This is a genomic window from Collinsella sp. HCP3S3_D1 (assembly GCF_052064015.1).
GTDB lineage: Bacteria > Actinomycetota > Coriobacteriia > Coriobacteriales > Coriobacteriaceae > Collinsella.
Genome location: NZ_JBQHWK010000007.1, coordinates 87,637 through 112,125, shown reverse-complemented (window position 1 = coordinate 112,125; position 24,489 = coordinate 87,637). Strand labels below are relative to the sequence as shown.

General features: G+C 57.6%; 9 protein-coding genes and 2 tRNA genes. All 11 read right to left on the bottom strand.

Annotation, left to right across the window (positions count from 1 at the left end):
• Positions 1-51 precede the first annotated feature (51 nt).
• The 11 genes from ACTNDJ_RS03810 to ptsP all read right to left on the bottom strand — a co-directional run bounded on the left by ACTNDJ_RS03810 (position 52) and on the right by ptsP (position 24,374).
• Positions 52-195 (bottom strand): hypothetical protein, encoded by a 144-nt coding sequence (locus tag ACTNDJ_RS03810; protein WP_441048789.1) that lies wholly within the window; start codon positions 193-195, stop codon positions 52-54.
• 254 nt (positions 196-449) lie between these two features.
• Positions 450-14,453 carry a SpaA isopeptide-forming pilin-related protein gene (locus tag ACTNDJ_RS03805; protein ID WP_441083361.1) on the bottom strand — a complete coding sequence of 4,668 codons (14,004 nt, stop codon included), beginning with the start codon at positions 14,451-14,453 and terminating at the stop codon, positions 450-452.
• Between the two features lie 245 nt (positions 14,454-14,698).
• A complete protein-coding gene (locus ACTNDJ_RS03800) occupies positions 14,699-16,294 on the bottom strand; it encodes a sensor domain-containing diguanylate cyclase (protein ID WP_441083360.1) in 1,596 nt (531 codons plus the stop codon).
• A gap of 31 nt (positions 16,295-16,325) precedes the next feature.
• The gene (locus ACTNDJ_RS03795; protein WP_441083359.1) at positions 16,326-16,934 is read right to left on the bottom strand and encodes a TetR/AcrR family transcriptional regulator; all 609 of its coding nucleotides are present in this window, start codon (positions 16,932-16,934) and stop codon (positions 16,326-16,328) included.
• A gap of 136 nt (positions 16,935-17,070) precedes the next feature.
• Positions 17,071-18,363, bottom strand: a complete 1,293-nt coding sequence (locus tag ACTNDJ_RS03790; RefSeq protein ID WP_441083358.1) for a lysylphosphatidylglycerol synthase transmembrane domain-containing protein — start codon at positions 18,361-18,363, stop codon at positions 17,071-17,073.
• A 151-nt stretch (positions 18,364-18,514) separates the two neighbouring features.
• Positions 18,515-18,591, bottom strand: a tRNA-Glu gene (locus tag ACTNDJ_RS03785).
• A gap of 22 nt (positions 18,592-18,613) precedes the next feature.
• Positions 18,614-18,690: transfer RNA gene (locus tag ACTNDJ_RS03780), tRNA-Glu, on the bottom strand.
• Between the two features lie 226 nt (positions 18,691-18,916).
• The gene (locus ACTNDJ_RS03775; RefSeq protein ID WP_441083357.1) at positions 18,917-20,311 is read right to left on the bottom strand and encodes a CCA tRNA nucleotidyltransferase; all 1,395 of its coding nucleotides are present in this window, start codon (positions 20,309-20,311) and stop codon (positions 18,917-18,919) included.
• Between the two features lie 192 nt (positions 20,312-20,503).
• Positions 20,504-21,436 (bottom strand): 1-phosphofructokinase family hexose kinase, encoded by a 933-nt coding sequence (locus ACTNDJ_RS03770; protein ID WP_441083356.1) that lies wholly within the window; start codon positions 21,434-21,436, stop codon positions 20,504-20,506.
• Between the two features lie 227 nt (positions 21,437-21,663).
• Complete coding sequence (locus tag ACTNDJ_RS03765) at positions 21,664-22,596, bottom strand: 1-phosphofructokinase family hexose kinase (protein ID WP_154515554.1); 933 nt, start codon at positions 22,594-22,596, stop codon at positions 21,664-21,666.
• Positions 22,597-22,670: 74 nt separating this feature from the next.
• Positions 22,671-24,374, bottom strand: a complete 1,704-nt coding sequence (gene ptsP / locus ACTNDJ_RS03760) for a phosphoenolpyruvate--protein phosphotransferase (protein WP_427793764.1) — start codon at positions 24,372-24,374, stop codon at positions 22,671-22,673.
• Positions 24,375-24,489 lie beyond the last annotated feature (115 nt).

Genomic DNA, 24,489 nt, shown 5'->3' with positions numbered 1-24,489 from the left:
TTGTGGTGATTTCAGATTCTAGGACGAAGGCCGTTCTTCGTTAAACGAGCGCTAGGGTGTCACCCTTACACCAACATTTTCGACGCGATCGACCTGCTCGGCGAGTCTGCGAAGCAGCTCCTGCATATCGATGGCGCCGTCGTCGAAACGGGGCATAGCGAGCATGTCCGGCGTCGGGTCTGATAAGATTTCCATAGCGGTCTTCGTCCTTTCCTAGAACCTGTTGTTGTGGTGATTTCAGATTCTAGGACGAAGGCCGTTCTTCGTTAAACGAGCGCTAGGGTGTCACCCTTACACCAACATTTTCGACGCGATCGGCGGCACCATCATGGGCGAGAGCGATACGAGCGGCGAAGAGCAGCTGCTAACGCGGGATGACGCATCAGACAAGAAAGGCGGGGCATACGGTGATGAACCGTATGCCCCGCCTTGGCGTAATTAATTACCGCCTAGCTGCGTCGACGCGTGCGACGCAAGCCAATGGCAAGCGCCATGAGACCAAGCGTTGCGAGTGCGTCAGAGACAGCAAACAGACTGTCGCCCGTGCCGGGCATGCCGTCCTTGGAACGCGAGACCGTATGGGCCTTATCGGTCACAGCAAGCTCAAGGGAGCCCGTGCCGCCCATGGACCATACGTCGCGGTTGTAGTCGTTCACAGCGGACCAAGATCCGTCTGCGGCAACCGAGAAGGAGAACGATGCGCTCGCGGCGGTACCGTCGCCGATCATGTAACCGGCAGGCGCCGAAGTCTCCGTCACGGTATAGGTCTCCCCGGCCACGAGCTGGGCCGAGCCAAGCGAGGCGATGCCATCGTCGCCGCTGGTAAGTTCAACGACAGATGAGCCGTCGGCAAACCGGCCTTCAACAGTAAAGACCGCACCGGGCAGCGCATCGCCGGACCCATTACGCTTGAGGAGCTTTAGGGCAAAAGCCGTATTGGTCACTGTGCCGCAGTCGAGCGGTAACTCGATGGAACCGGCCACATTATCTGCCGTAACGGTCAGTTCGTTTGTAGCGACTTCCTCGCGATCGAGGTAATAGCCAGCCGCGGGGGCGACTTCGACAAAGCGATAGGTGCCCCACGCGAGACCCGTCACCACGATGGAGCCATCCGTATCGGTTGCGCGGCCATCGCCCACATCGACCCAGTCCGAACCGCTCTTGAGCTGCAGCTTAAACGTTGCGCCGGCAATGGGCTGTCCGCCCTCGTCGACTTTGCGCATCGACACGCTACCCAGCAGCGGCTCGTTGGTAACGACGGGAGCCGAGCCGTCTGCCGTGACGAGCACGTTGCCGACCCCATTGGCAGCATCGAGCACATCGAACGAGCTCACGAGCGAGCTGCCCGGCGCAACCGGCGCATAGCCGGTTGCAGAAACCGTCTCGATAAGCCGATAGCCGCCCTTCTTGAGGCCCGTCACCTTAAGGCAGCCGTCCGCATTTGAGGAATGCGCCGCCACTTGCGTGCCCGTCGCGTCGAGCACATATGAACAGCCGGTCTTAAGCCCGGAGATCGTCACGGAGTCAGTCTTGCCAAGCGGCGTGTAGACGAGCTCGAAGCCCGCACCGTTGACCGGCGATCCGGTCGCGGCATCGCGTTTCTCAATGGCGAGCCCCGCGTTGAACTCGTCGTTCTCGACCTTGACGGCCTTCGTCGTTCCCCTAACGCTGCCATCCAGCGTGAACTCGGTCACCGCGCCGGCCGCGCCCGGCTTCTTGGTGAGCGCGGACTCGCCCGTCTCCACCAGGTAGTATTTGCCCGCGGGCAGGCCGTCAGACTGCCTGACAAAGTAGCCGGCGAGCACGCCAAAGGCGTTCTCGCGGTTCATCCACGGAACGGAGCCATCGGCAGACCACTTGCCGTTGGCGTCAGTCCTAATGTCGGCGATCTTGATGCCGCCGCCGTTGGCAGCGGAGGAATAGTACGCACCGCGATAAAGCTCAAAGCTCATGCCCGCAACCGGCAGCTCGGAGGAACCGTGCCTGTAGACCTTCTCCAGCGAGAAGGCGGAGCGGTAGAGCGGATCGGCCACCGTGATCTTGGCGGCGGAGGCGTCGAGCTCGACGCCCTCGCGCGCGCCCCCGAGCGTCACGACGCCCTCGGCATCGATCTTGACCGTAAAGTCCGCCACGGCGACATGGCCCGCGGGCACCACGGACTCGTGGACCCGGTACGTGCCGGCGGGAAGGCCCACGAGCCAGCCCGCGTCAGCGCCGGAGCCGGACTCGCCATAGCCAGACGCAACGGTCGTGGAGACCACGCCTTCATCGGACCGCGTCCACGTGGCCACCACATCGGAGCCGCTCGAGAGCTCGAAGGCAACACCGTTGAGGGCGGAGCCCGCAACGGCGCCCGTGCCCGAGCCGCCCTCCACCTTATCGAACGTCAGGCGGTTGCGCACGTTGTTGGCGACGATCGCACGACCGTCAGCCACGTCCCAGCCCTCGGGGGCCCGCGAGAGCGCCGCGCCGCGCTCATCGACCACAACAAGGCGCTCGCCGCGCTCGTCGAAGCGCACGTAGAGCGGAGCGTTCAGGCGCCCGTAGCCAGCCGGTGCGGCAGTCTCCTCGACACGGTAGACCTCGCCGTTGATGAGGCCGCGCAGCTCGACGGCGCCGTCCACGGGGCTGACGGTCTTTGAGCCGTCGGCGCTATCGGAGAAGCGCCCAGCGACGGTAAAGGTGGCACCCGTCACAAAATCGCGCGTGGCGGCATCCGCCTTGGAGAGCGAGATGCTGTTGGCCCGATCCTTCATGGCGAGCGATAGCCTGCCCGTGCCGGAGAGCGACCAGATGCCGTGCTTGTAATCGCCAACGGCGGTAAAGGAACCGTCGGAGCCCACCCTGAAGGAGACGGAGGCGCTCGCAGCGGATCCGTCGCCGATCTTGTAGCCCTCGGGCGCCGCGGTCTCCGTCACGGTATAGGTCTCCCCGGCCACGAGCAGGCCATCGGGCAGCGAAGCCGTGCCGTCGGCGGCGGTCACGAGATCGTGCGCGGCCGAGCCGTCGGAGAATGCGCCAGCCACCGTAAAGTGCGCGCCCAAGAGGCGCTCGCCGTCGTCGTTTAACTTGACGAGCCCGAAGCCGAGCCTCTTGTTGGTCACCGTGCCGCAATCGAGGGGCGAAACGATGGAGCCCGCCACGTTATCGGCCCCGACGGTAACGCTCTTGGTGGTGACGCTGCCGCTCATGTAGAAGCCTGCGGCAGGCGCGACCTCGGCAAAGCGATAGGTACCCCAAGCGAGACCCGTCACGGTGATGCGCCCGTCAGCGTCGGTCGTATAGAGGCCGCCCGCAACATCCGTCCAGTCGCCGCCGACAAGTCGCTGCAACTTGAACTGCGCGGACTCGATACCGCTGCCGTCGACATCGACCTTGCGCATCGACACGCTGCCGAGCAACGGCGCGTTGTCGACAACCGGGTCGGAGATAACGTTGGCGAGAGCGTCAGAGCCACCAAGGACCTCAAACTCGCGCACCACCGTGCCATCGGCCCCAAGGGAGCCATAGCCAATCGCAGGCGCGGTCTCGACAAGCTGATAATGGCCCTTCTTGAGGCCCGTCACCCTGAGCGCGCCCGGCGTGGCGGGAACGGGGGCCAGGCAGCCCGTGCCCGCGGCGTTAAGCGCGTACGAATAGCCGGACTTGAGCCCGCCGATAGCCACAGCATCAGTGGAGCCCAGGGGCGTGTAGCGCAGCTCGAACACGGCGCCGTTAACGGGAGCCCGCGTGAGAGCGTCCTGCTTATGGATCTCGAGTTGAGCGTTGAACTCGCCGTTCGTAACCTTGACGGCCTTCACCGCGCCCCTGTCGTTGTCGCCGAGCGTGAACTCGGTCACCGCCCCGGCCCCATCGGGCTTCTTGGTGAGCACGGACTCGCCCGTCTCGACCAGGTAGTACTCGCCCGCGGGCAGGCCGTCGGACTGCCTGACAAAGTAGCCGGCGAGCACGCCAAAGGCGTTCTCGCGGTTCATCCACGGAACGGAGCCATCGGCAGACCACTTGCCGTTGGCGTCCGTCCTAATGTCGGCGATCTTGATGCCGCCGCCGTTGGCAGCGGAGGAATAGTACGCACCGCGATAAAGCTCAAAGCTCATACCCGCAACCGGCAGCTCGGAGGAACCGTGCCTGTAGACCTTCTCCAGCGAGAAGGCGGAGCGGTAGAGCGGGTCGGCCACCGTGACGGTCACACCGTGATCGTCAAGCGAGACGCCCTCGGGAGCGTCCACCAAAGAGACCTTGCCCTCGTCATCGATCTTGACCTTAAAGTCGCTAACGGCAAGGTGCCCAGCAGGCACACGGGACTCGCGCACCGTATAGACACCGGCGGGCAAGCCAAAGATTACACCAGCATCGGCATCGCTGCCGGCCTCGCAATAACCGCTCTTAACGGAAACGCTCACGTTTCCGTTCTCATCACGAGACCAGCTTGCAACAACGCTAGAACCCTTCAACAGCTCAAGCGTAACGCCGTTAAGCGAATTCGAGACACCGGTACCGTTACCCGCGGCGTCAACCTTGTTAAAGCTCAAACGCGTCTTGCTGTCGAGCGCGGCAATCGCCTCGTTTTCGGCGATTTCCCAGCCGCTCGGAACACTCTCGAGCGCGTTGCCTTGGGCGTCCACCACGGAAAGCTTGCTACCGGCAGCATCAAACTTGACGTACAGGCTGGAGCTCAGGCGCCCGTAGCCAGCCGGTGCGACAGACTCTTCGATACGGTAGATCTCGCCGCCAATGAGGCCACTCAGCGTAACCGCACCGCTGGTGGGCTGCACCGTCTTGGCATCCTCACCCGTATCGGAGAACTTACCATACACGGTAAACGTCGCACCCGAAACAAACACGCGCGAGCTCGCGTCGGCCTTGGAGAGCGAGACGACATTGGCCGTGTCCTTCATGGTGAGCTCAAGCGTGCCCCTGCCCGCCGCAGACCACACGGTGTCGGTATAGGTGCCGTCAGCCGCAAAGGTGCCGTCAGCCTTGACGGTAAAGCGGTAGGACGCGCTTGCGGCGGAGCCGTCGCCGATCTTGTAGCCCTCGGGCGCCGCAGTCTCCGTCACGGTATAGGTCTTCCCGGCCACGAGCAGGCCATCGGGGAGCGAAGCCGTGCCGTCAGCGGCGGTCACGAGAACGCGCGCGACCGAGCCGTCGGAGAACTCGCCCGTCACCGTAAAGCGCGCGCCCGAGAGACGCTCGCGGGCGGAGTTGACCTTGATGAGCCCAAAGCCGAGCCTCTCGTTGGTCACCGTGCCGCAGTCGAGGGGCGAAATGATGGAGCCCGCCACGTTATCGGCCCCGACGGTAACGCTCTTGGTGGTGACGCTGCCGCTCATGTAGAAGCCTGCGGCAGGCGCGACCTCGGCAAAGCGATAGGTACCCCAAGCGAGACCCGTCACGGTGATGCGCCCGTCAGCGTCGGTCGTATAGAGGCCGTCTGCCACATCGGTCCAGTCACCGCCAGCCAAACGCTGCAGTTTAAATTGAGCGCCCGCGATCGCATTGCCGTCAGTGTCCACCTTATGCATCGTCACGCTGCCCAGCAGCGGCATGTTGGTGACATCGGGGTCGGGGACAACATTTGCAAGCCCGGCCGAGCCCTCGCCCACGACAAACTCTCGCACAACCGTGCCGGCGGCCCCGACAGAAGCATAGCCAACCGCCGGCGAAGTCTCGACAAGCTGATATTGACCCTTCTTGAGGCCCGTCACCCTGAGCGCGCCCGGCGTAGCGGGAACAGGGGCCAGGCAACTCGTGCCCGCGGCACCGAGCGCGTAAGAATAGCCAGACTTGAGCCCGCCAATAGTCACAACATCGGTAGAGCCCAAGGGCGTGTAGCGCAGCTCAAACGTGGCATTGTTAACCGCAGAATGCGTGAGCGCATCCCGCTTATGAATCTCGAGCCCCGCGTTAAACTCACGGTTCTCGACCTTGAAGGCCTTCGTCGTTCCCCTAACGCTGCCATCCAGCGTGAACTCTTTCACCGCGCCGGGCTTCTTGGTAAGCGCGGACTCGCCCGTCTCCACCAGGTAGTAGTCGCCCGCGGGCAGGCCGTCGGACTGCCTGACAAAGTAGCCGGCGAGCACGCCAAAGGCGTCATCGCGGTTGAGCCACTCGACGGAGCCGTCCGCACTCCACTTGCCATCGGCATCCGTCACGATCGCGGCGATCTTCACACCGCCGCCGTCAACGGAGGAGGCATGGTAGGTGCCGCAGTAGAGGTCGAACGTCATGCCCGCGACCGGCAGCTCGGAATCTCCGTGCCTGTAGACCTTCTCCAGCGAGAAGGCGGAGCGGTAGAGCGGGTCGGCCACCGTGATCTTGGCGGCGGAAGCATCAAGCTCGACGCCCTCGGGCGGCTCCTCGAGCGTCACGACGCCCTCGGGCGGCTCCTCGAGCGTCACGACGCCATCGACGCCGATCTTGACCGTAAAGTCCGCCACGGCGACATGGCCCGCGGGCACCACAGCCTCGTGAACCTTATACTCCCCTGCCGGCAAACCCACGATCCAGCCAGCGCTTTTGCCGGCGCCAGCCTTGCCATAACCGTCCTCCACAGTAACGGAGACAGCGCCATTCTCATCGCGCGACCACGTAGCGAGCTTCTTGCCAGTGCTATCCGAGACCTCCAACTCCACGCCGTTGAGCGCATCGCCGGTCGCGACGCCGGTGCCAGAGCCGCCCTCGACCTTGTCAAACGTCAAGCTCGTCGCAGCGTTGGTAAGCGAGCCATTATTATTTTGAGCGTTATACCAACCGGCAACGGACCCGTCGACCTCTTTCACGCTGTAGGAATACACCTTGCCGTTCTGGTTGGTCTGGGGCAAACCCGTAAACTCGTAGGTCCAGGTGCCATCTTCATTCTTGCTCCACGTGGGCGCAGCGTCACGCAGGTCGCCAGTGTCATCGGCAACCCTGACTAGCTCCTCGTTGAGCATGTCCTCGTCCTTTCGATACAATTTGAGCTCAATAGGGCAGGTAGAAGGATCAAGCGTCGAAGCAAGCCCCGAGCCCCAGTCATTCCAAGCCTTAGTACCGGTAACTGTGGTCGTCACCAGCGTGTTCACATAGCGCTGAACCCCTTCTTCTGAGGCCGGCACCAGCTCAAGACGCATCGACCCGTCGCCGCTCGTGGCAAGAACATCACTCGGGGCGGTCGTAGCCAGATAGCTACCCTTAACCAGCTCCACAGCGCGGTATTGGTACTCAACGGCCTCAACGGCCTCAACGGCCTCAGGATTCACAACAACGCCTTGCGCAGGCAACCCATTAAACGAAAAATCTTTATCTGCGACACTGACATTTCGGGTAAGCAGGTTATCGTTAAGAATCCAACCGTTAGAAACTTTAATGAATGGCTTGTCGACAACGGACCCGTACTTGGTAAACCACTTCCACGTATCCCCGCCATCAGAGGAACGCTGCAGAACAAACGTCGTAGCCCAGGAGTCATTTGGAGAAGACGTGCCCGGACGTGTTACCCAAGCGTTGTCGCCATCATCCCAAGTCTTGCGAACCTTTATCGAAGTCGTTGTACCCTTCAACTCGTTGGTAATGTTCGATTTCCAGGTTGAGCTTCCAGATGCATGCTCTTCAGTCTGAGAAGGCAGGTAGATGCGCGCCCCGCTATGCCTTACTGAGTAGTTTCCGTTCTTATCGCAGTCAAGATAGACCTTGACGGTATTGGAGCTGCCTGCCTTCTTGTCATAGATAAGCAGGCTCTCAACCACGCGGTACTCAACCTTAACCCCACCACTCGATGTCTTGACTTCCAAGGGAAGATTCGTCCAAGTAGTGTTTGAGTCATACGTGGTGGGACGTGTATCGTCCTTGGTGAGCTTATCGACCGTATATCGATTGCTGCCCGGAAGCTTATAGGCGATCAGGCCCGTATTGTCATAATTGGTATCTTTCTCGAGATCGACCTCGACAATCCCACACGAGACAAAGAACGAGCCGGCCTCTTGCCATTCATCGCTGGAGCCAAGCTCGCGAGCCTGAAGCGTGTAGTACTGAGCAGGACGCTGTGCCCAAGCGTCACCCTGATCCCAGCTCTTTTTAAACCCAACTTGGCCCATCAACTCATTCTGGATCAACGGGAACTGAACGCCCTCGGAATTAGAACCATCGGTCGAAAGGCACGATCCGCCTTTATTCTTGGCATTGATTTTGTATTGGTATGGCATGTCAGCAGGCGATTCCGAGACCTCATACTTCCAAGCGGTACCGTCGGGCGCCCACTTCTCAAGGTTTTTGATGGTATAGGTCCAGATGTCTCCAGAGGATTTATCCCATTCGATGTAGTTAGCTCTAGAAGGATCGCTGCTTTGCAGCGTGACGCCGCCAGGGTTCTCTTCATCGGGGCCACCGCTCTGGTACCAGCGCTTAAGCGTCAGCTTGATAGATTCCGGACGCGTGCCAAAGATATTATTGCTGTCGACCCACTTCTTCTGGCCTTTTAGGTCAACCGAATCGACCACGTAGGCATTCTTAAACGTCTCGCTCACTGCGGAAGGGTTCTCATCAAGCTCAACGGTGGGACCCATGGAGAGGGTGCCTTTTACGTCCGTGGGAAGAACGACGTCATATTTATTCGCCCACTCATCCGAAGACTTAAAACCAGAAGCATCGGCGGCAAGCTCGCCCTTGCCGCTCGTGGCGGTATAGCCATTGGGCACGACCTCGATGGCAACGTATCGCCACTTGGCACCTGAGGGCGCGTAGATGTCGAGGTTGTCAAACGTGACAGCACCGGACTCGGTGCCATGATTGACGTCCTCGCCCTTGAGCGTCTGCTCAGCCACAAAGGTCAGAGCGCTCTTGGAGTCATCATCCTTGACGTAGTAGCGGTACAGTCTAAACGTCGAGTCGGGATACTTGGTGTCAACGTCGGCACGCCCCGTAAAGACCTTGTACAGCGTGAGCTTGCTCTGTTTAGACTTATAGGTATTCCTGATCGAGAAGGCCGTATATCTAATATCGTAGACCTTGTCAAAGGCCTTCTCGAGTTCGCTTTCGGACGTGAGGTGCCAACCGTCCTTACCAACAATGCCATCGATGACCTCGCGCACACGGTACTCAATGCGACGTCCCTCGGCATCGTAGGCCGCGAGCTTATTATCGCTCGGCAGAGCGTTGCTATTGGAATTGTCCCCGTACTGGCCGATGCTGAACGTCCACTTGTTGCCGTCCTTCTCAAGGCTGTCCGTCCAGGCGACAGCAGTCTTGCCGTCAAGGATCTCCTGACCAGAGTCGGTCTTACCCGTATTAGAGCTGGCGACGGTATAGTCCTTTGCCTGCGTAGCATCCACAGTCAGTGCAAGGCCAGACCAAGGCAAAGCAGCGCCATCGGTCCAGTTGCCGTTAGCTCCGTACGAACCCGCAAGCAGGCGGCGCTGCACGTAGATAGAAATCGCCGGCAGGTCGTCTTTGGAGTAACCGACAGGGACGTTCTCCCACAGCTTCTCACCCGAGACCGTTACCGAGCCGTGGATATGGAAATTAAACGTCGAGTCCTCACGGTAAACGAGCTGCTGGTCGTTGTCTGCAAAGAGGCAATCGGCAAACGACGCAACCTCGTCATCTGCCTTATCCCACGAGCCGGGGTCCTTTGTATAGGAATCCTGCGAAACCGTATCGTCATCATAGTAGTCGAGCGCGCCCTTGGTGTCATCCAGGACATTCATATCCACACGCGCGTAATAGACGTACTGTCCACCGTTGCCGTCGTACTTGGGAAGGTTCTTGAACGTGGCGTATTGGGTAAAGTCACCCTTGGTGTCGTTGCGCAGGCGATCGGCTGGGTCGGACGACACCCACTCAAAGTGGCCGTCGTACTCGGAAGGAGAAACCGACGAGAGCGTGATTACGGGATTTCCTTTGCCATCTATAATGATTTTGCCGTTATCGTCATACGTATAAGCCGCACGATACAGCACCAGCTTAACGTCAGGGCGCTGGTTGAGGACGTCCTTGACGTAGTGGTCGAACCACTTGGTATGGAACGTCACGTCCTTGGTGCCCGTACGCTTGTTTGTAAACGAATAGTTGAGCTGGTCTTCCTGGTGCCAGGGCGAACCGAAGTCTGTGCTCGAAAGTCCGCCGACGGATCGATAGTCACCGGCATTGACGATATTCTCCTCGACCTTCCAATCAACGATGGCGCCGGAAAGATCGTACTTAGGAAGTCCCACGACGGAGAAGAAGGATGAGGCCTTGTACACATCGACCGTAAAGGTAATGGACTTTAAATCCTCTGAAACAATCACATCGGTGTTTTCGGAGGCGTCAGCAGACCCAGTTAGCTGGCTAAAGTTGCCCTCCGAATCTTTTTTCTTTAGAGGCTGGTCTTTTTTACCGGCAACCCTAACGGACAGCTCCCGACTCTTGTCATAGACAAACCTAAACTCGGAGCTCGATGCGGGCGCAGAGATTGTTATCTGAGCTTTGGGGCGCTTGCTCGCAGCAGATCCAGCGTCAGCCCAGGTCTTATCGATAGAGATATCCACCGAACCAACGCGGCGATTCGTGACCTCGAGAGAATTTATATCGCGATTTTCCCCATACGAAACCTCATACGAAAAGCCCTGTGAAAGGTTCTTGGAGATCATGCGAGTAGAGGTATCCGTCTCAGGCCAATTTCTAAGCAGCGAACGATAGGCCGCAATCTCCTCGGAAGAGCCGTATGTAGCCCTGTGAACAGCAGTATCGCGATCGATGACCTCATATTTTAGGTCGTCTGGTGTATCGCTGCTATTAAGCGTAGACAGCTCTCTGATAGAGACGTCATCCTTGGAAAGCCCGCCAACTGGGACATTTAATTCGTCGTACCAAGAATTCTCTTCGTTAAGAGTGACCTTATTAATCAGTTGACCCTCTTCATAGGCCAACTGTCCATCCCTTTGAGAAACGATATCGTGCTTCGCATACAGGCCAATCTCAACAGGCACGCGGGAGGCAGCGTTGCCGCTATCAAGCCATTTCTTGGAGACCGCAAATTTCGAACTGGAGGCCCCACCTTCATTCACGGGCCGGTTATAAAACTTGGTATAGATTTTACGAGACACGGGGTCGATACCGCGAACCGTATGGTCTAGGTTAAAGCCATCCACCGATTCCTCAAGAAAGAGGTAGTCGTACTTAGATCCGTTCTCGTCATATTTGGGTAGACGGACAAACTCAACATGCCAAGGACTCGTCTCCCACCAGCCAAGCTCCCAGGAAGAGCCAGGAATCGTCTGAAGATTGGGCGTGGGATCAACGCGACCGTCCAGCTCAATCGTTGTAAGCAGCGAATCGTTGCGGATTACCTTGACCGTTACCTTTGGAGCAACGCCATTACCACATTGTTTGGCATCCTGTGTCCAAATAGGATTGCCATCGGCATCAAGGGCCTGCCAATACTTATCAACGGTCGCATCAACTGTATCCACGTAGCTGTTGACAAAGCATTTCTCCTTAGCATCATATTTGCCATTAAAGGAAAGGAGATTCTGGTTGCCGTTAGCATCAGTAAACGTGCCAAAAAACTCAAACGGGCCGTCCGGTGTGGTAGGCAAGGCAGAGAACCGGTCAGGATCCTGCGTGTCCAGCACCTCAACCTCTTGCCAGCGGTAAACGTACTCGTTGCCCTGCTCGTCATATCGAGGCAGACCGCTCTTCGAGAAGGACTGCTCAGAATTCTCGGCGCTCCAGCCGTTAAGCGTGACGAGACCGTCAGCGACGTCGTTCCAGGTATAGGTGCCGATAAGCGAGCCATCAGCTCCATACATGGGATCTTCCTTAGAGAACCACTGTCCGTTGTTGTATGTAGCATGCTCTTTAAGGATGCGCTGGAGCTGAAAGCTTACCTCGACGGTACCGAGCTGATCTTGATAGGCGCCGATATCCCAGCGCTTCTTGGCGCTAACGGTTTCGGTCTCAGCACGACGATTGGTGAGCGTACCGCCGTTGTAGACGCCAAAGTTGTCGGAATCGGAGCGCATCCATCCATCAAGCAAATACTCGGTGTTTGCATCGCTTGCACTGAAATAGTTGGGACCGAGATCGCCCGTCGTGTTGCCCTCGTTGTCGACCGTGCCGAACACATGCTCATAACCCGCGAGGTTCGACTCGCGGAGCTGGTAGATATAGGGGTAGCCCTCGGGATCGTACTTGGCAAACTGCGTGAAGCCATCGGTGCCGTACTTATCGAGCAGCATCTTCCCAAGGTCCATCTTAGCGTTGTTGATGGAACCGTCTTCACTGTTGTAGCTCGCGCCCAGCTTATTATTCTGCTCGGCCGTGACCTCGAGCTTTACGAACTCGCCTTTGCGATCACCCGTCATCACGACCACCTGCGCCGCGCTCCGCGCATCGTTGCCGGGCCTTGCGGAATAGCGCCACAGAGTATAGGTGGCCGCAGGGCGCGAAATATCGTTGCCATTGGAATCGGTCGAACCGGGCGCGTAGTCGTCGAGCCAGACCTTGGTAGCCTCAAACCGCGTGGTGCCCGTATGGCGCACCGTCATAGTACCGCCGCTGTAGCACGCGGAGATATCGCTCGCATAGTCGGGAACGGCCTTGTTGTCGTAGGAGACCTCGTAGGCATCGCGATAGCCGGAGGTGCCGGAGTTATCTATTGTCTGCTGGATCAGGCGGTACTTCATCGACACGCCGGATGGATGGTAGGCCGGCATGCGACCGCTTATAACATAGTTGTTGGAAGCATTGTCATTCCAGGTAACACTAAAGAGCTGGTGTTCGATGAGCTGCAGAAGACCGTCCCCGTTGATATTGCTTACATCCTTGTCGTCAGACGCACCCATATGCCGCGCAGCCGTAAGGGTCAGGTACTTACCCCATCTCGAATACCAGCCATTATCGCCGGAAAGGTTGTGATCCACCATATCGTTGCCGATGTGGACATCGACGTTAAAGCTAACGTTTTTGAGCATCATCAGACATTCTTTGGCATAGGGCTCCACATAGTCCGTACGGCCACTCAGCATGGAGGAGTCGGGCACGATGTAGTCGCCAGACTCAGAGCTCTGCGAAGGGTCGGCGTTGGAGTTAGGATAGAGCGTCGAGCCAGTTTTGACTTCCACGTCCCCATCGCCCGCCGTCACGTGGGAAATTGCATACGTGATGGGCTGTCCTTGCGCCGTGCCGTCGTCCGTTCGCGTCACGACCTTGGCGGGAAGCTTGCCTGCGAGCACCACAGACGCCTCGTATTCGGAGACCGTGGACGCTGCAACGCTTACCAAGTGGCCATCGGTCTTGGCGGCATCGAGGATCTCCTGGGTAAATCCGAGCTGCGTGGCCGCCTCATCGGACAGGTTATCTCCGTCCTTGGTGAGCGCCACATAGGTCTTACCGCCATCAAGAGAATAGAACACACGGTATTCGTTTCGATTCTGGAGAGCCTCCGCGGACGGGCGGTTGACGTTGTTGTTATCGGCCCAAAACGTGGTGAACGTGATCTTGCTGCCGTAAGAATCCACAGGGGTCACCGCAGAAACCGGATCCTGGAAGGTGCCCGCCACAGTGACGGCAACCGTTGAGGAAGCATCGGCCCTATCAATCCCAAGAAGCCCCTCAACATGGGAGCGCGCGGGAATAGTGAGCTCGCAAGTACGCACGCCCTCGGTCTGCGTCTGTTGTATCGCCCAGTCAAGCGTTGACTCCTCGTCTTTAAGGAGCGCGGAATCGAGCAGTACATCGGCATCGACGGCAAAGGACTCTTTAGCCTCAAAGGAAAGGTCGGCATCGGTCTGCTCGTCATGCGGAGTAGCGAAAGCCACAGTAAGCTTAGATGCAGTGAGCTGTGCATACCCAAGGCGGATGCGCGTGGGATTGCCCTCAGCGTCCAAGCGGTAGAGGGCAATGCGCTTGATGCCATCATGGTCCTGGAGCTTGGCCGAATCGAGGTCGAATGTGAGCCCGGCGGGAAGATCGACGGTAAAGGTGTCGCCTTCAAGCAGCGCCGTGTTGAGAACACACTTGATGTTGAGCGAGGCAGGCAGCTGCACAGGAATTTCCTCGACGGGGCCTGCTCCAGCAAGCTCTCCCAAGCGCTTGTCAAAGGCAAGGCCCTCGGAGGATACCGTGAGCGCGCTGGCATCGTGCGACCAGTCGCACGGGACCACGTCAACGGCATCCTGGTTGTCAGAAGTGTCTTCGTTGGAGGCGGTGGTGTTGTTGGAAGTGTTTGAGTCAGACTTGTCGTCGTTCGAAGCACTCGCGCTAGCCTCACCCGAGCTATCGCTCGACGAGACGCCCGATGCGGCGTCCGAGCCGGTCTTGTCATCCGACTCCCCCGCCGCATCGGTCTCGGCAAACGGCTGGACAATGTCCTGCCACGACTGGGCGTCCTCAAGCGTAAGGGCAACCGCGCTGGCAACGCCGTTACCCAAAAGGGCCTCGACGCACATGATAAAGGTGAGGGCAAAAGCCACAGCACGCTTAATCTGCCTCATCCCAACCTACTTTCGGTAATAGTGTCCTAGAACTCATATTCTATCGAAACAACAACCGGAGAAAAATAGGATTAAAGAAAGGCGGAGCACTACTTGCCCAGGCGAAATGCTCGTCTGGGCATTTTCAGACTGATTAAATGCAACATCCATCTGCTTGAAAGCGACATCACGAACCGTGCTGCCCTGTGCGGTCAAAGTCGTGAAATACCGTCCAGTTTTACGTTTATATGCGCAGCTTTTCCCTCTCACAAGCTGTGCTTTCTCCGATCATTCCCTGTCACGATGTAGTATTGCTTCTTGTTTTCATACATTTGCGCATCTGCGGCTTTCAGAAGCGACTCAAAATCCGTGTCCTTTGTGCCGCTTATCGTCGTACCGAGGGACGCGGTAGCCCCCAGTTGGCTTTTTGCCGTTTCCAGTAGTTTCTGAAACGCCGGATGTGTGATGTTTGGCAGAACCGCAATGAACTCATCTCCGCCAAGCCGATACACATGACGCTTTCCGAACACAGATTTCAGCGTCTGTGCGGTCTGCACAATGGCTTTATCACCGGCGTCATGTCCCTTTTGGTCATTTATTTCCTTTAGGCCATTTAGGTCGCACATGACAACCGCCAGGGGAAAGTACTTCCCCAGCTTTTCTGTGTACGCCCAATCCAGTGCTTTTCTGTTTTTACAATCTGTGAGCTGGTCATATAACGCACTGTGCTCCAGTGCATTCGCATTATCGCGCAGTCTTATCATAAAAGAGACCATAAACTCGATCATATCCATCTCATTCGAGATCTCGTGCAGTTTCTCTTTGGGAGGATTGTCCACACCGTAGAATCCGACCATCTTGCCGTTGATTTTGATTGGCCCTGTCACAAGGGTATTGACACCCTGAGGTTTCAGCCGTTCATAGATGGCTTCGTTTGTTTTTTTGCATTCTTCAATGTCAAGGATGATGGCATTGTTAGATTCTTGATATTGTGCAAACCATGTTTCAATGATGCCTTCATACGGCACATCCTGCAGGTTATCTTTTTCTTTGGGTACGCCCGCTTTGCACCACTCGTAGGTGTTGTCAAACGTTCCGCGGTCATTCTGTTCAAAGATGTACGCTCGATCGGCGGTCACACGCTGTCCGATATACTCCACCAGTTGATTCAGTACTTTGTCCGGAGTTGCTTCTGAAGCGGCATACCGAACCATGTCCGTGAGGAATCTCTCGTAATTCAGGAGTCGTTCCTGCGATTCGCGCTTGCTGACTTCCAACGCTTCCATTTCCTTATGGTACAGGATTATCTGGAGCTTGCTTCGCATCATCGTGGCAGTCAGAAACATGCTCAGCACCCCGTACAAAATAACATTCACGAGGTTTTTGGATAGAATTGGGTTGTGCTGCGCAAAGAATGCAAGTCCGATATAGAGCAGCATACTGCTCAGGATCAGCCCGTTCATGACCGCCGCTCTAGCGGTAAACAGCAGCGGCGCTACCATCATGAACACAATGTAGTTGACCGTGAGCTCCTCCGGCGTAATTACCGTTCCCGTAATAATGCCGAACAGCAGCAGCGCGGCAAAAAAGCTGTATATAACCAGCTCTTTCCCCAAGAAGCTTCTAAGTTGACAACGAGAAATGCAAAAATAGAGCAAAGAAAGGAACGTATAGGCCAGATACACCCATTTATAATTTCCGATACTCAGGGAAACCGCACTCAGCAGCGTTATGACTCCAAAGGCAACAAGCGCCACAACAGAATACAGCCGCATGGCTTTCCAGTTTTCTTCCCATGCATTCTGTTTTACTTTCTCATAATCACAACGACTAAACATAAACAAGGAAACGATATTATTCATACGTATTTTTTCAATCTCTGTTTTATTGCTACTACAAACGGGTCTCTAGGCTCGAAAGGCCGTTCAGGGTCAGGTCGTTGGCGACCGCCGAGACGCGCTCGATGGGAACCGAGCCGTCGGATAATGCCCACGTGCGATAGATACCGATAATACCGGACAGCAGAAACGCCAGGTAGTAATCGAACATCTCGTCCTTAAGACCTTGGGGCAGCAGACCGCGCTCGGCAATCTCATGTTCGAGCGGCGCACGAAGACGAGCCATAAAGTCGTCGAGCGGAATGTTTTCAATCAGCTGGCGATTGAGCACCAAATTGTTGCACAGCGCCTCGTTAACGGTTTTGAAGAAGGTCGCCGCCGCTCCGAGTGCTCGCTCGTTGGTGTTACCGCCCATAGAGGAAAGCGTCTTCTCGACTGAGTCGACAATCATCTCGACCACATCCACGGCAATGGCATCGAGCAAGCCGTCCACCGTGCCAAAGTGCACGTAGAAGGTCTTACGGTCGACATTTGCCTCGCGCGCGATGGCGCTCACCGTAATATCGGCGAGGGGCTTTTCCATCAGCAGTCGCTCGAATGCCGAAAGAATCGCATTGCGACTGCGAACGATGCGGCGGTCAAGGCGCGGTTTAGTGGTGGCCATAGACGTGTCCCCTTCATGTCAACTGCCCACCTATAGCTCCTGTACAAGTGGGAGATAATCAACGTAAGAGGATTATCCTATATCTAGCATCGCGATGACGAGCATCATTAAGAACGCACGACTCACCAACTGGGCTCTAGGGCCGCTTCTTTTTATTGAGCGCCGCAGGGGAAACGCGGATACCGTCGCCAGTCTGACGAACATAGGTCTTCCGTGCCGGTTTAGAGGCCACAGCAGTCTTTTGAGCATGCTGATTGGGGTCCACGGTAACCTGAGAGGTTGGATGTGCCTTAGCGGACGTAGAAGGCTTCTGAGGAGTGCGCCCGAGCTTGCACATCATACGGTCCCAGCGCGCATGGATACTCTCGTTATGAGCGCTCTTAAGGCCCAAAAGAGGGGCGGCCAAAATGGTCGGCGCGATAAAGGTAATCAAACGCCAAAGCAGATAGCCGGCAGTCGCTGCCGTGCCAAAAAAGTGACCCAGGAACAGCGCGAAGCCGCCCTCGGCACCACCGGTGCCGCCAGGCAGCGGGACGGCGGAACTCAACAGCTGTACAAAAGCACTCGCCGCCATGACCGAGAAAAAGTCAACGTCGTACTGACCAAAGGCAAGCATCAAAAAATACGGAACCAGGTAGAAAAACGCCAGCTGCAACATGGTGATGACGACCGTGAGCAGCATGGACGAAAAATGGCCGGCAGAGAGTTTGAATTTCTCGGAGAACGAGTAGATCTCGCCATCGACAAAGGTACGCCAGCCCTCGATCTTAGTAGCGGAAACACCCATGCGCTCGAGCCAATTGATAATACAATGTGCGACGCGCGTGACGGTCTTGGGCATCAACGCCACGGCAAAGATTCCGAGAAGAATGCAGCAGTGGCCGCCAAAACTAAAGACGCAAAGCAGCGTCATGTCGCCATAGCGCTCGGCGAAAAACGGCATGCGGGCGAGCAGCAGAATGGCACCCCATGCCACCAAACCAAACTGGTACACGATAAAGCGGGTGAATTGCGTGGCACCCGCTTCGCCCACATTTTGGCCGGCTTTGGTCAGGCGATAAATCTGGGCAGGCGTGGAGCCCATCATCATGGGCGTCAGGTTGCCAAAGAAGATGCCGCTCGCCTCGACCGAAATGAGGTCGCGGATGCCGACAGGCGAATTGGGATCGAGCCATACGGCAATCGCGTACGCCACGATGCCAAAAAACAAGTATAGGAACATGCAGAAGCACGCGGCAGCGAGCCACGGCGCCTGAACGCTAGCCATGGCGGCCCAGAACTGACCCATCTGACCGGTCACGACCAAATAGACAATATAGCCCACCAGCACAATGCCAATAAAGATGGCACCACGACGTGCGCTCTTGTTGTCATCGCCGCCCGAAACATCGACTTGAGGCTTTGGGGTATGCTGAGAGGACTCCGTCATGAGGCTCCTTCTGACCGTCAATGTATCTGGCCTATTGTACCCGTCTGGGAGATAAGCAAAACGTAAAGCTATGGGGCAAATGGGATTAACAGACAAGCCCGCAGGTAATAAAAAACCCGCCCTTCGGAAAGAAGGTCGGGTATCCAATACTTGGTAGCCCGTACCAGATTCGAACTGGTGATCTCCGCCTTGAGAGGGCGGCGTCCTAAACCGCTAGACGAACGGGCCATAAGCCTCAGCAGAAAAGAAGTGGTAGCCCGTACCAGATTCGAACTGGTGATCTCCGCCTTGAGAGGGCGGCGTCCTAAACCGCTAGACGAACGGGCCACATGACATCTGCACTGCCGTGCTGCGAGGACATATATTACGGGACAAAAAACGCGAGCGCAAGAAGAAATTCCAAATTGGCCAAATTTTGTCGTGAGGTTATGGAACACACAGGTCAACCTGGTAGCTAATTTGGGACGGGGCTTTTTTAGCTACCCCTGCCAGAATCACTATTGTTCGTCCTATTGACAGCGGGGGTAGCTAAAAAAGCCCCGTCCCAAATGAGCTACCCCAGGTTGAGGTGGGCCAGAAGGGCTTCGCGGGTATTGGGAATGTTCTTCTCGATCACGGCGTCGAGGGCAAGGTTGAGAAGCTGTCCAAGCTCAGGCCCCGGTTTGACGCCGGCGCGAATCAGGTCCCCGCCGTTGATGCCAAGCATCTTAAGCGTATAGGGCTCCCCCGCTTCCAACAGTTCGTGGGCGAGCGAACGCATCTCCTCGATTGTCTCGACGTAATAGAAGCACGACGGTGCCTTACCCAGCGTATCGGCACGCTTAAGGTCCATAAGCTCGTCAATCAAACGCGGCGTGTCGACGCCCTCACCCGAAAGCGAGCGCATCATATTGAGCAAACAGGAGCGCTCGGGGCGCAACGGCTTATCGTGAAACCTGATAAGCAGACACACGTCGCGAACCAAATCGTGCGAAAGCGCCAAGCGATCCATAATAGCGCGCGCTTTCTTGGCGCCAAGCTCAGGATGACCGTAAAAGTGGCCGCTACCCGCATGATCGACCGTAAAGCAATCGGGCTTGGAGACATCGTGCAAAAACGCTGCCCACATTAAGCTCGACGAAGGCGCCACGCCGTCACACAGTGCCAGCTCCCCCGCTACCGTCAAAACGCGAGCGATATGCTCGTAGACATTAAAGGCGTGGTAGACGCTGCACTGGTCAAACCCACGAGCCGGCGCAAGCTCGGGCACGGCGGCGCAAACAAGCTCAGGGTAGCGTAGCATCGCGTCTCCCCCGTGACCGGTCGATAGAATCCCCTCGAGCTCAATGCCCACGCGTTCGCGTGCCACGGCATCGAGCAGCGGCGAGCACTCGGCAAGCGCCTGTTTGGTCTTAGGCTCGATCATAAAATCCAGACGGCAGGCAAAACGCACGGCGCGCAGCATGCGAAGCGCATCCTCGTTAAAGCGACGCTTGGGATCTCCGACGGCACGAATCAGCTTACGCTCCAGGTCGCCCTGGCCATCATAACGGTCGACAAGACCGCGCTGGGGATGCCAAGCCATGGCGTTAACGGTAAAGTCACGACGTGCCAGATCGTCCTCAAGCGACGCCGCACGCTCCACACTCTGGGGATGGCGACCATCGGTGTAAAAACCGTCCAGGCGATACGTCGTGACCTCAATACGCTCATCGTCACAAAGGGCGGTAATGCCGCCAAATTTTATGCCCGACTCAACTACCGCAATGCCGGCTGCCTCGAGCGCCGCCTTGGACTCTTGCCACAGGCCGCTACAGCACATGTCAACATCGTGGCTGGGACGTCCCATCAGGGCGTCACGTACCCAACCGCCTACGAACCAGGCCTCGAGACCGGCGTCCTCAAGCGCACGTAGCACGCGCAGGGAGGCATCTGTGGGCTGCGTACCGTTGAGCGAAACATTACACATACCTATGGCCTCCTACGCTTGCAAGCGTTAAACGATGGTTCTCAAGCAGTCTAGCAAGAAACAAGCGTGAGCGCACATGAAATCACATCGTCGATTCGTGCGAACGAGACAGCAGAGCCCATGCGGCCAACAGATAAAAACACCCGCCTCGGAGATCCAAAGCGGGTGTTCGGCAACGATGTGTCTAAACGGTTAGCAGACCTGGCGAACGTCGATGTGCTTCTTATATTCGTCCACCTTGGCAAAATCGCCCAAACCAGGACACTCGACCACGTTGGCACCGGTTGCCATCGAGAGGCGCAGGGCGTCCTCGACGCACTCGGGGGCATCGTGCCACACGGACAGGAAGGCGGCAAGCGAGGAATCACCGGCGCAGACCGTCGAGAGCAGCTTGACCTCAAAGGTACGTTTGGCCAACCAAATGTGCTCGCCGTTGGAGAAGTACGCGCCGTCGCCACCAAGGGTCAGCAGCACATTCTTAGCGCCCTTGGCGTGCAGCTCAGCCATAGCGCCCTTAACGGACTCGTCGTCGCCACCGCTCACCTTAATGCCAAAGATGTCGAGCAGCTCGTCGTCGTTGGGCTTAATGAGCAACGGCTCCATGGCAATGAGATCGGCCAGCTGATGGCTCGAAATATCGAGCACGAACTCGGCACCCTTTGCCTTAACACGGCGAAGAACCTCGGCCAGGAAACCCTCGGAGGTGTTGGGGGGCAGCGAGCCGCTAATGACCAGACAGGTCATGTCGTCGAGCGAGTCGATGAGCTCAAACATCTCCTGCTCGTTGGCAGCATTGATGGCAGCGCCTGCATTGACCATGTTGTACTCGGTATCGGGACCGGCGTTGAGGAAAACGTTGACGCGCGTGATGCCGTCAGTCCACACGGGCTTGACGGGCACACCCAGGGCCTCGGCGCCCTTGACGATATACTCGCCTGAGAAGCCGGCAAAAAAGCCCAGGATCGTGGTGTCGACACCGTAGTGATCGAGGGTGAACGAGACGTTGAGACCCTTGCCATTGGGCGTATAGACCGCGTTGCGCGTGCGGGTGACGGTGTTGGCGGAAAGTCCGTCGCAGGAAATGTTGTAATCAATGGCGGGATTTGCAGTGAGCGTGTAAATCATGAATGTTCCTTTCACAAAGCAACGTGTTAATGAAAGTATATTCCACACCTTGTGAAAAGACCATAGCAACTCGGCGAACGGTGTAGAACGCGTGCAGGTCGCCAGAAAAGCAGCAAGGCGGGGCAAAAAAATCAGGAGTGCTTGCCCTGAAGCTCATTTGCAATTTACAAATAAGCGCCCCGGCTTAAACCGGGGCGCCATATAGCCACGAATATGTAGCGTTTCGCTTACTTGCGATCGAGCTTGCGGACAGCAACGCGCTTACTATACTCATCGACGTGACCGAAGTCGCCGATGCCCACGGACTCGGCAACGTTGGCGCCGGTGGCCATAGCGAGCTTCATGGCCTCCTCGACGTTATCGCGATCCCTGTACCACTTGTGCAGGAACGCAGCGAGCGTGCAGTCGCCGGCGCAGACGGAAGAGACCAGCTTGATGTTGAACTCACGCTTAGCGTACCAGATGTCCTCGCCGTTGGAGAAGTAAGCGTCGCCGCGGCTACCACGGGTGAGCAGCACGTTCTGGACGCCGGCATCGTGAGCCATCTTCATAGCAACGCGGACCTCGTCGTCGGTGTCGACCGGCACGCCAAAGATGGCCTTCATCTCGTGATGGTTCGGCTTGATGAGCAGCGGCTTCTTGTGAGCGAGCTCCTTGAGCTTGTCGGAAGACAGGTCTAGGACGACGTCGGCGCCACGAGCCTGAGCGTGATCCATGACCTGAGCCAGGAAGTCGGGCGTAGCTTTGGGAGGCACGGAGCCGGAGACGATCAGGCACTCAAGATCGCCCGCGGTGTCCAGGATGTTGTAGAGCTCCTTCTGGTGCTCCGGCGTAATCGGGGCGCCGGGGTTAAGGATGCCGTACTCGTGCTGGCCATCGTTGACATAGGTGTTGATACGCGTGATGCCGTCGGTCCAGACCGGGCGGCACAGGCAACCCAGGTTCATGACCTCCTCGACGATGAACTTGCCCGTGAAGCCGGCGAAGAAGCCGAGCGCGACGGTGTCGACGCCCATCTTCTTAAAGGCGAAGGACACGTCGAGGCCCTTGCCGTTAGCCGTGTAGCTGGCCGAGCCGGTGCGGACGTTCTCGTCGGGCTCGAGCGGAGAGCTCGAAACCGTCATGTCGACAGCCGGGTTAGCGGTTAGCGTGTAGAACATTTACAGTACCCCCTGTATATTTGAGGGCCGCGCGGCCAGCCCATTCCAACCACGCGGTTACCTCTGATACCAAATTAGCGAGCGGCAGCCTCAAGCAGCGCCTTGACCTCTTCGGCAGTGGTGCAGGCGAGCGCCTTCTCGGCGAGATCGTCGCACTCGGCCTTGGTCCACTGGCTGATGGTCTTGCGGGCGCGAAGGATAGACGGGGCGCTCATCGAGAACTCCTCGAGGCCCCAGCTGATCAGCAGCGGCTCAAGCAGCGGATCGGCAGCGGCCTCGCCGCACATACCGACCATGATGCCAGCCTTGACGCCGCTCTCGATGATGTTCTTGAGCGAGCGAAGCACGGCAGGATAGTACACCTGGTACAGGTTAGAAATGGTGTCGTTACCACGGTCGGCACACATGGTGTAGCCGATCAGGTCGTTGGTGCCGATCGAGAAGAAGTCGGCGACCTCGGCCAGGCGGTCAGCGATCAGCGATGCGGCAGGCGTCTCGACCATAATGCCGACCTCGATGTTCTCGTTGAACTTGCGGCCCTCTTCGGTCAGCTCGGACTTGCACTCCTCGACGAGCTCCTTAACGGCCAAGACCTCCTCGACGCAAGTGACGAGCGGGATCATGATCTTGACATCACCGAAGGCGCTGGCGCGCAGCAGAGCGCGGAGCTGTACCTTGTACTGGTCGGGGTTGGCCAGGCAGTAACGCACGGCACGGAAGCCCATGAAGGGGTTCTCTTCCTTGACCATGTGCAGGTACGGGATCTCTTTGTCGCCACCCACGTCGAGCGTGCGGATGATGACCGGAGCGCCATTGAGCGCGCTGGCAACCTTGCGATAGGCGTTGAACTGCTCCTCCTCGGAAGGAAGCTCGGCGGAGTCCATGAACAGGAACTCGGAGCGGAACAGGCCAATGGCCTCGGCATCGTGATCGAGCGCGTTAGGCACGTCATCGGGGTTACCGATGTTGCAGGCAATGATCTTCTTGATGCCATCGGCAGTCACGGACGGCTTGCCACGGAAAGCCTCGAGGGCTGCCTTCTCGGCAGCGAAAGCCTCGGCCTTAGCGGTATAGGCGGCGAGCGTCTCCTCGTCGGGATCGGCCTCGACGATACCCTTGCCACCGTCGACGACAACGGTCATGCCGTTGCGCAGCGCGGTGCAGCTGTTGGCAACCGAAAGGACAGCCGGAATCTCGAGGGCGCGGGCGATGATCGCGGAGTGCGACGTGCGGCCACCGGTCTCGGTGACGATACCGGCAACGTGGGCCTTATCGATCGTGGCGGTCATGGACGGCGTAAGGTCGTGCACGACAACGACAGTGTTTTCGGGCAGGACGGAAAGATCGACGACCTCCTTGCCCAAAAGCTCGGCCAGAATACCGGTGCGGATGTCGGCGATGTCTGCCGCGCGCAGGCGGAACATCTCATCGTCCATGGACAGGAACATGTTCTCAAACATGGTCGAGGTGTCCATGAGCGCCTGCTCGGCGCAGGTGCCGCCGTCAATGGCGGCGTTGATGGCGTCGGTCATGCCCGGGTCCTGAGCCAGGACAATGTGTCCGCTCATGATCTCGGCCTCGGCCTCGCCCACCGTCTCCTTCATGTGGTCGGCCTGAGCCTGGGTCTTCTCGCAGAAGACCGAAAGGGCGGTCTGATAGCGCTCCTTCTCTGCTGCCGAATCAGCAACCTCGTGCGGCTCAAACGTCAAGTCGGGTTCGACGGCAACCATGACGGTGCCGATACCGATGCCCTCGGAAGCGTTGACTCCCTGATACATTCCTATTCCTCTCTCCGTGTCATGTGATAAAGCGTTTTGCCATATCCATGACAAAAGAGCGCAGTTCCCTTTAAACAGGTCACTGCGCCCCCAAATATGAACTTAGTTGTTCAAC

Bases quoted from the DNA above. Each gene is read 5' to 3' on its own strand.
- ACTNDJ_RS03810 (WP_441048789.1), bottom strand. From the start codon at position 195: ATGGAAATCTTATCAGACCCGACGCCGGACATGCTCGCTATGCCCCGT.
- ACTNDJ_RS03805 (WP_441083361.1), bottom strand. From the start codon at position 14,453: ATGAGGCAGATTAAGCGTGCTGTGGCTTTTGCCCTCACCTTTATCATG.
- ACTNDJ_RS03800 (WP_441083360.1), bottom strand. From the start codon at position 16,294: ATGAATAATATCGTTTCCTTGTTTATGTTTAGTCGTTGTGATTATGAG.
- ACTNDJ_RS03795 (WP_441083359.1), bottom strand. From the start codon at position 16,934: ATGGCCACCACTAAACCGCGCCTTGACCGCCGCATCGTTCGCAGTCGC.
- ACTNDJ_RS03790 (WP_441083358.1), bottom strand. From the start codon at position 18,363: ATGACGGAGTCCTCTCAGCATACCCCAAAGCCTCAAGTCGATGTTTCG.
- ACTNDJ_RS03775 (WP_441083357.1), bottom strand. From the start codon at position 20,311: ATGTGTAATGTTTCGCTCAACGGTACGCAGCCCACAGATGCCTCCCTG.
- ACTNDJ_RS03770 (WP_441083356.1), bottom strand. From the start codon at position 21,436: ATGATTTACACGCTCACTGCAAATCCCGCCATTGATTACAACATTTCC.
- ACTNDJ_RS03765 (WP_154515554.1), bottom strand. From the start codon at position 22,596: ATGTTCTACACGCTAACCGCTAACCCGGCTGTCGACATGACGGTTTCG.
- ptsP (WP_427793764.1), bottom strand. From the start codon at position 24,374: ATGTATCAGGGAGTCAACGCTTCCGAGGGCATCGGTATCGGCACCGTC.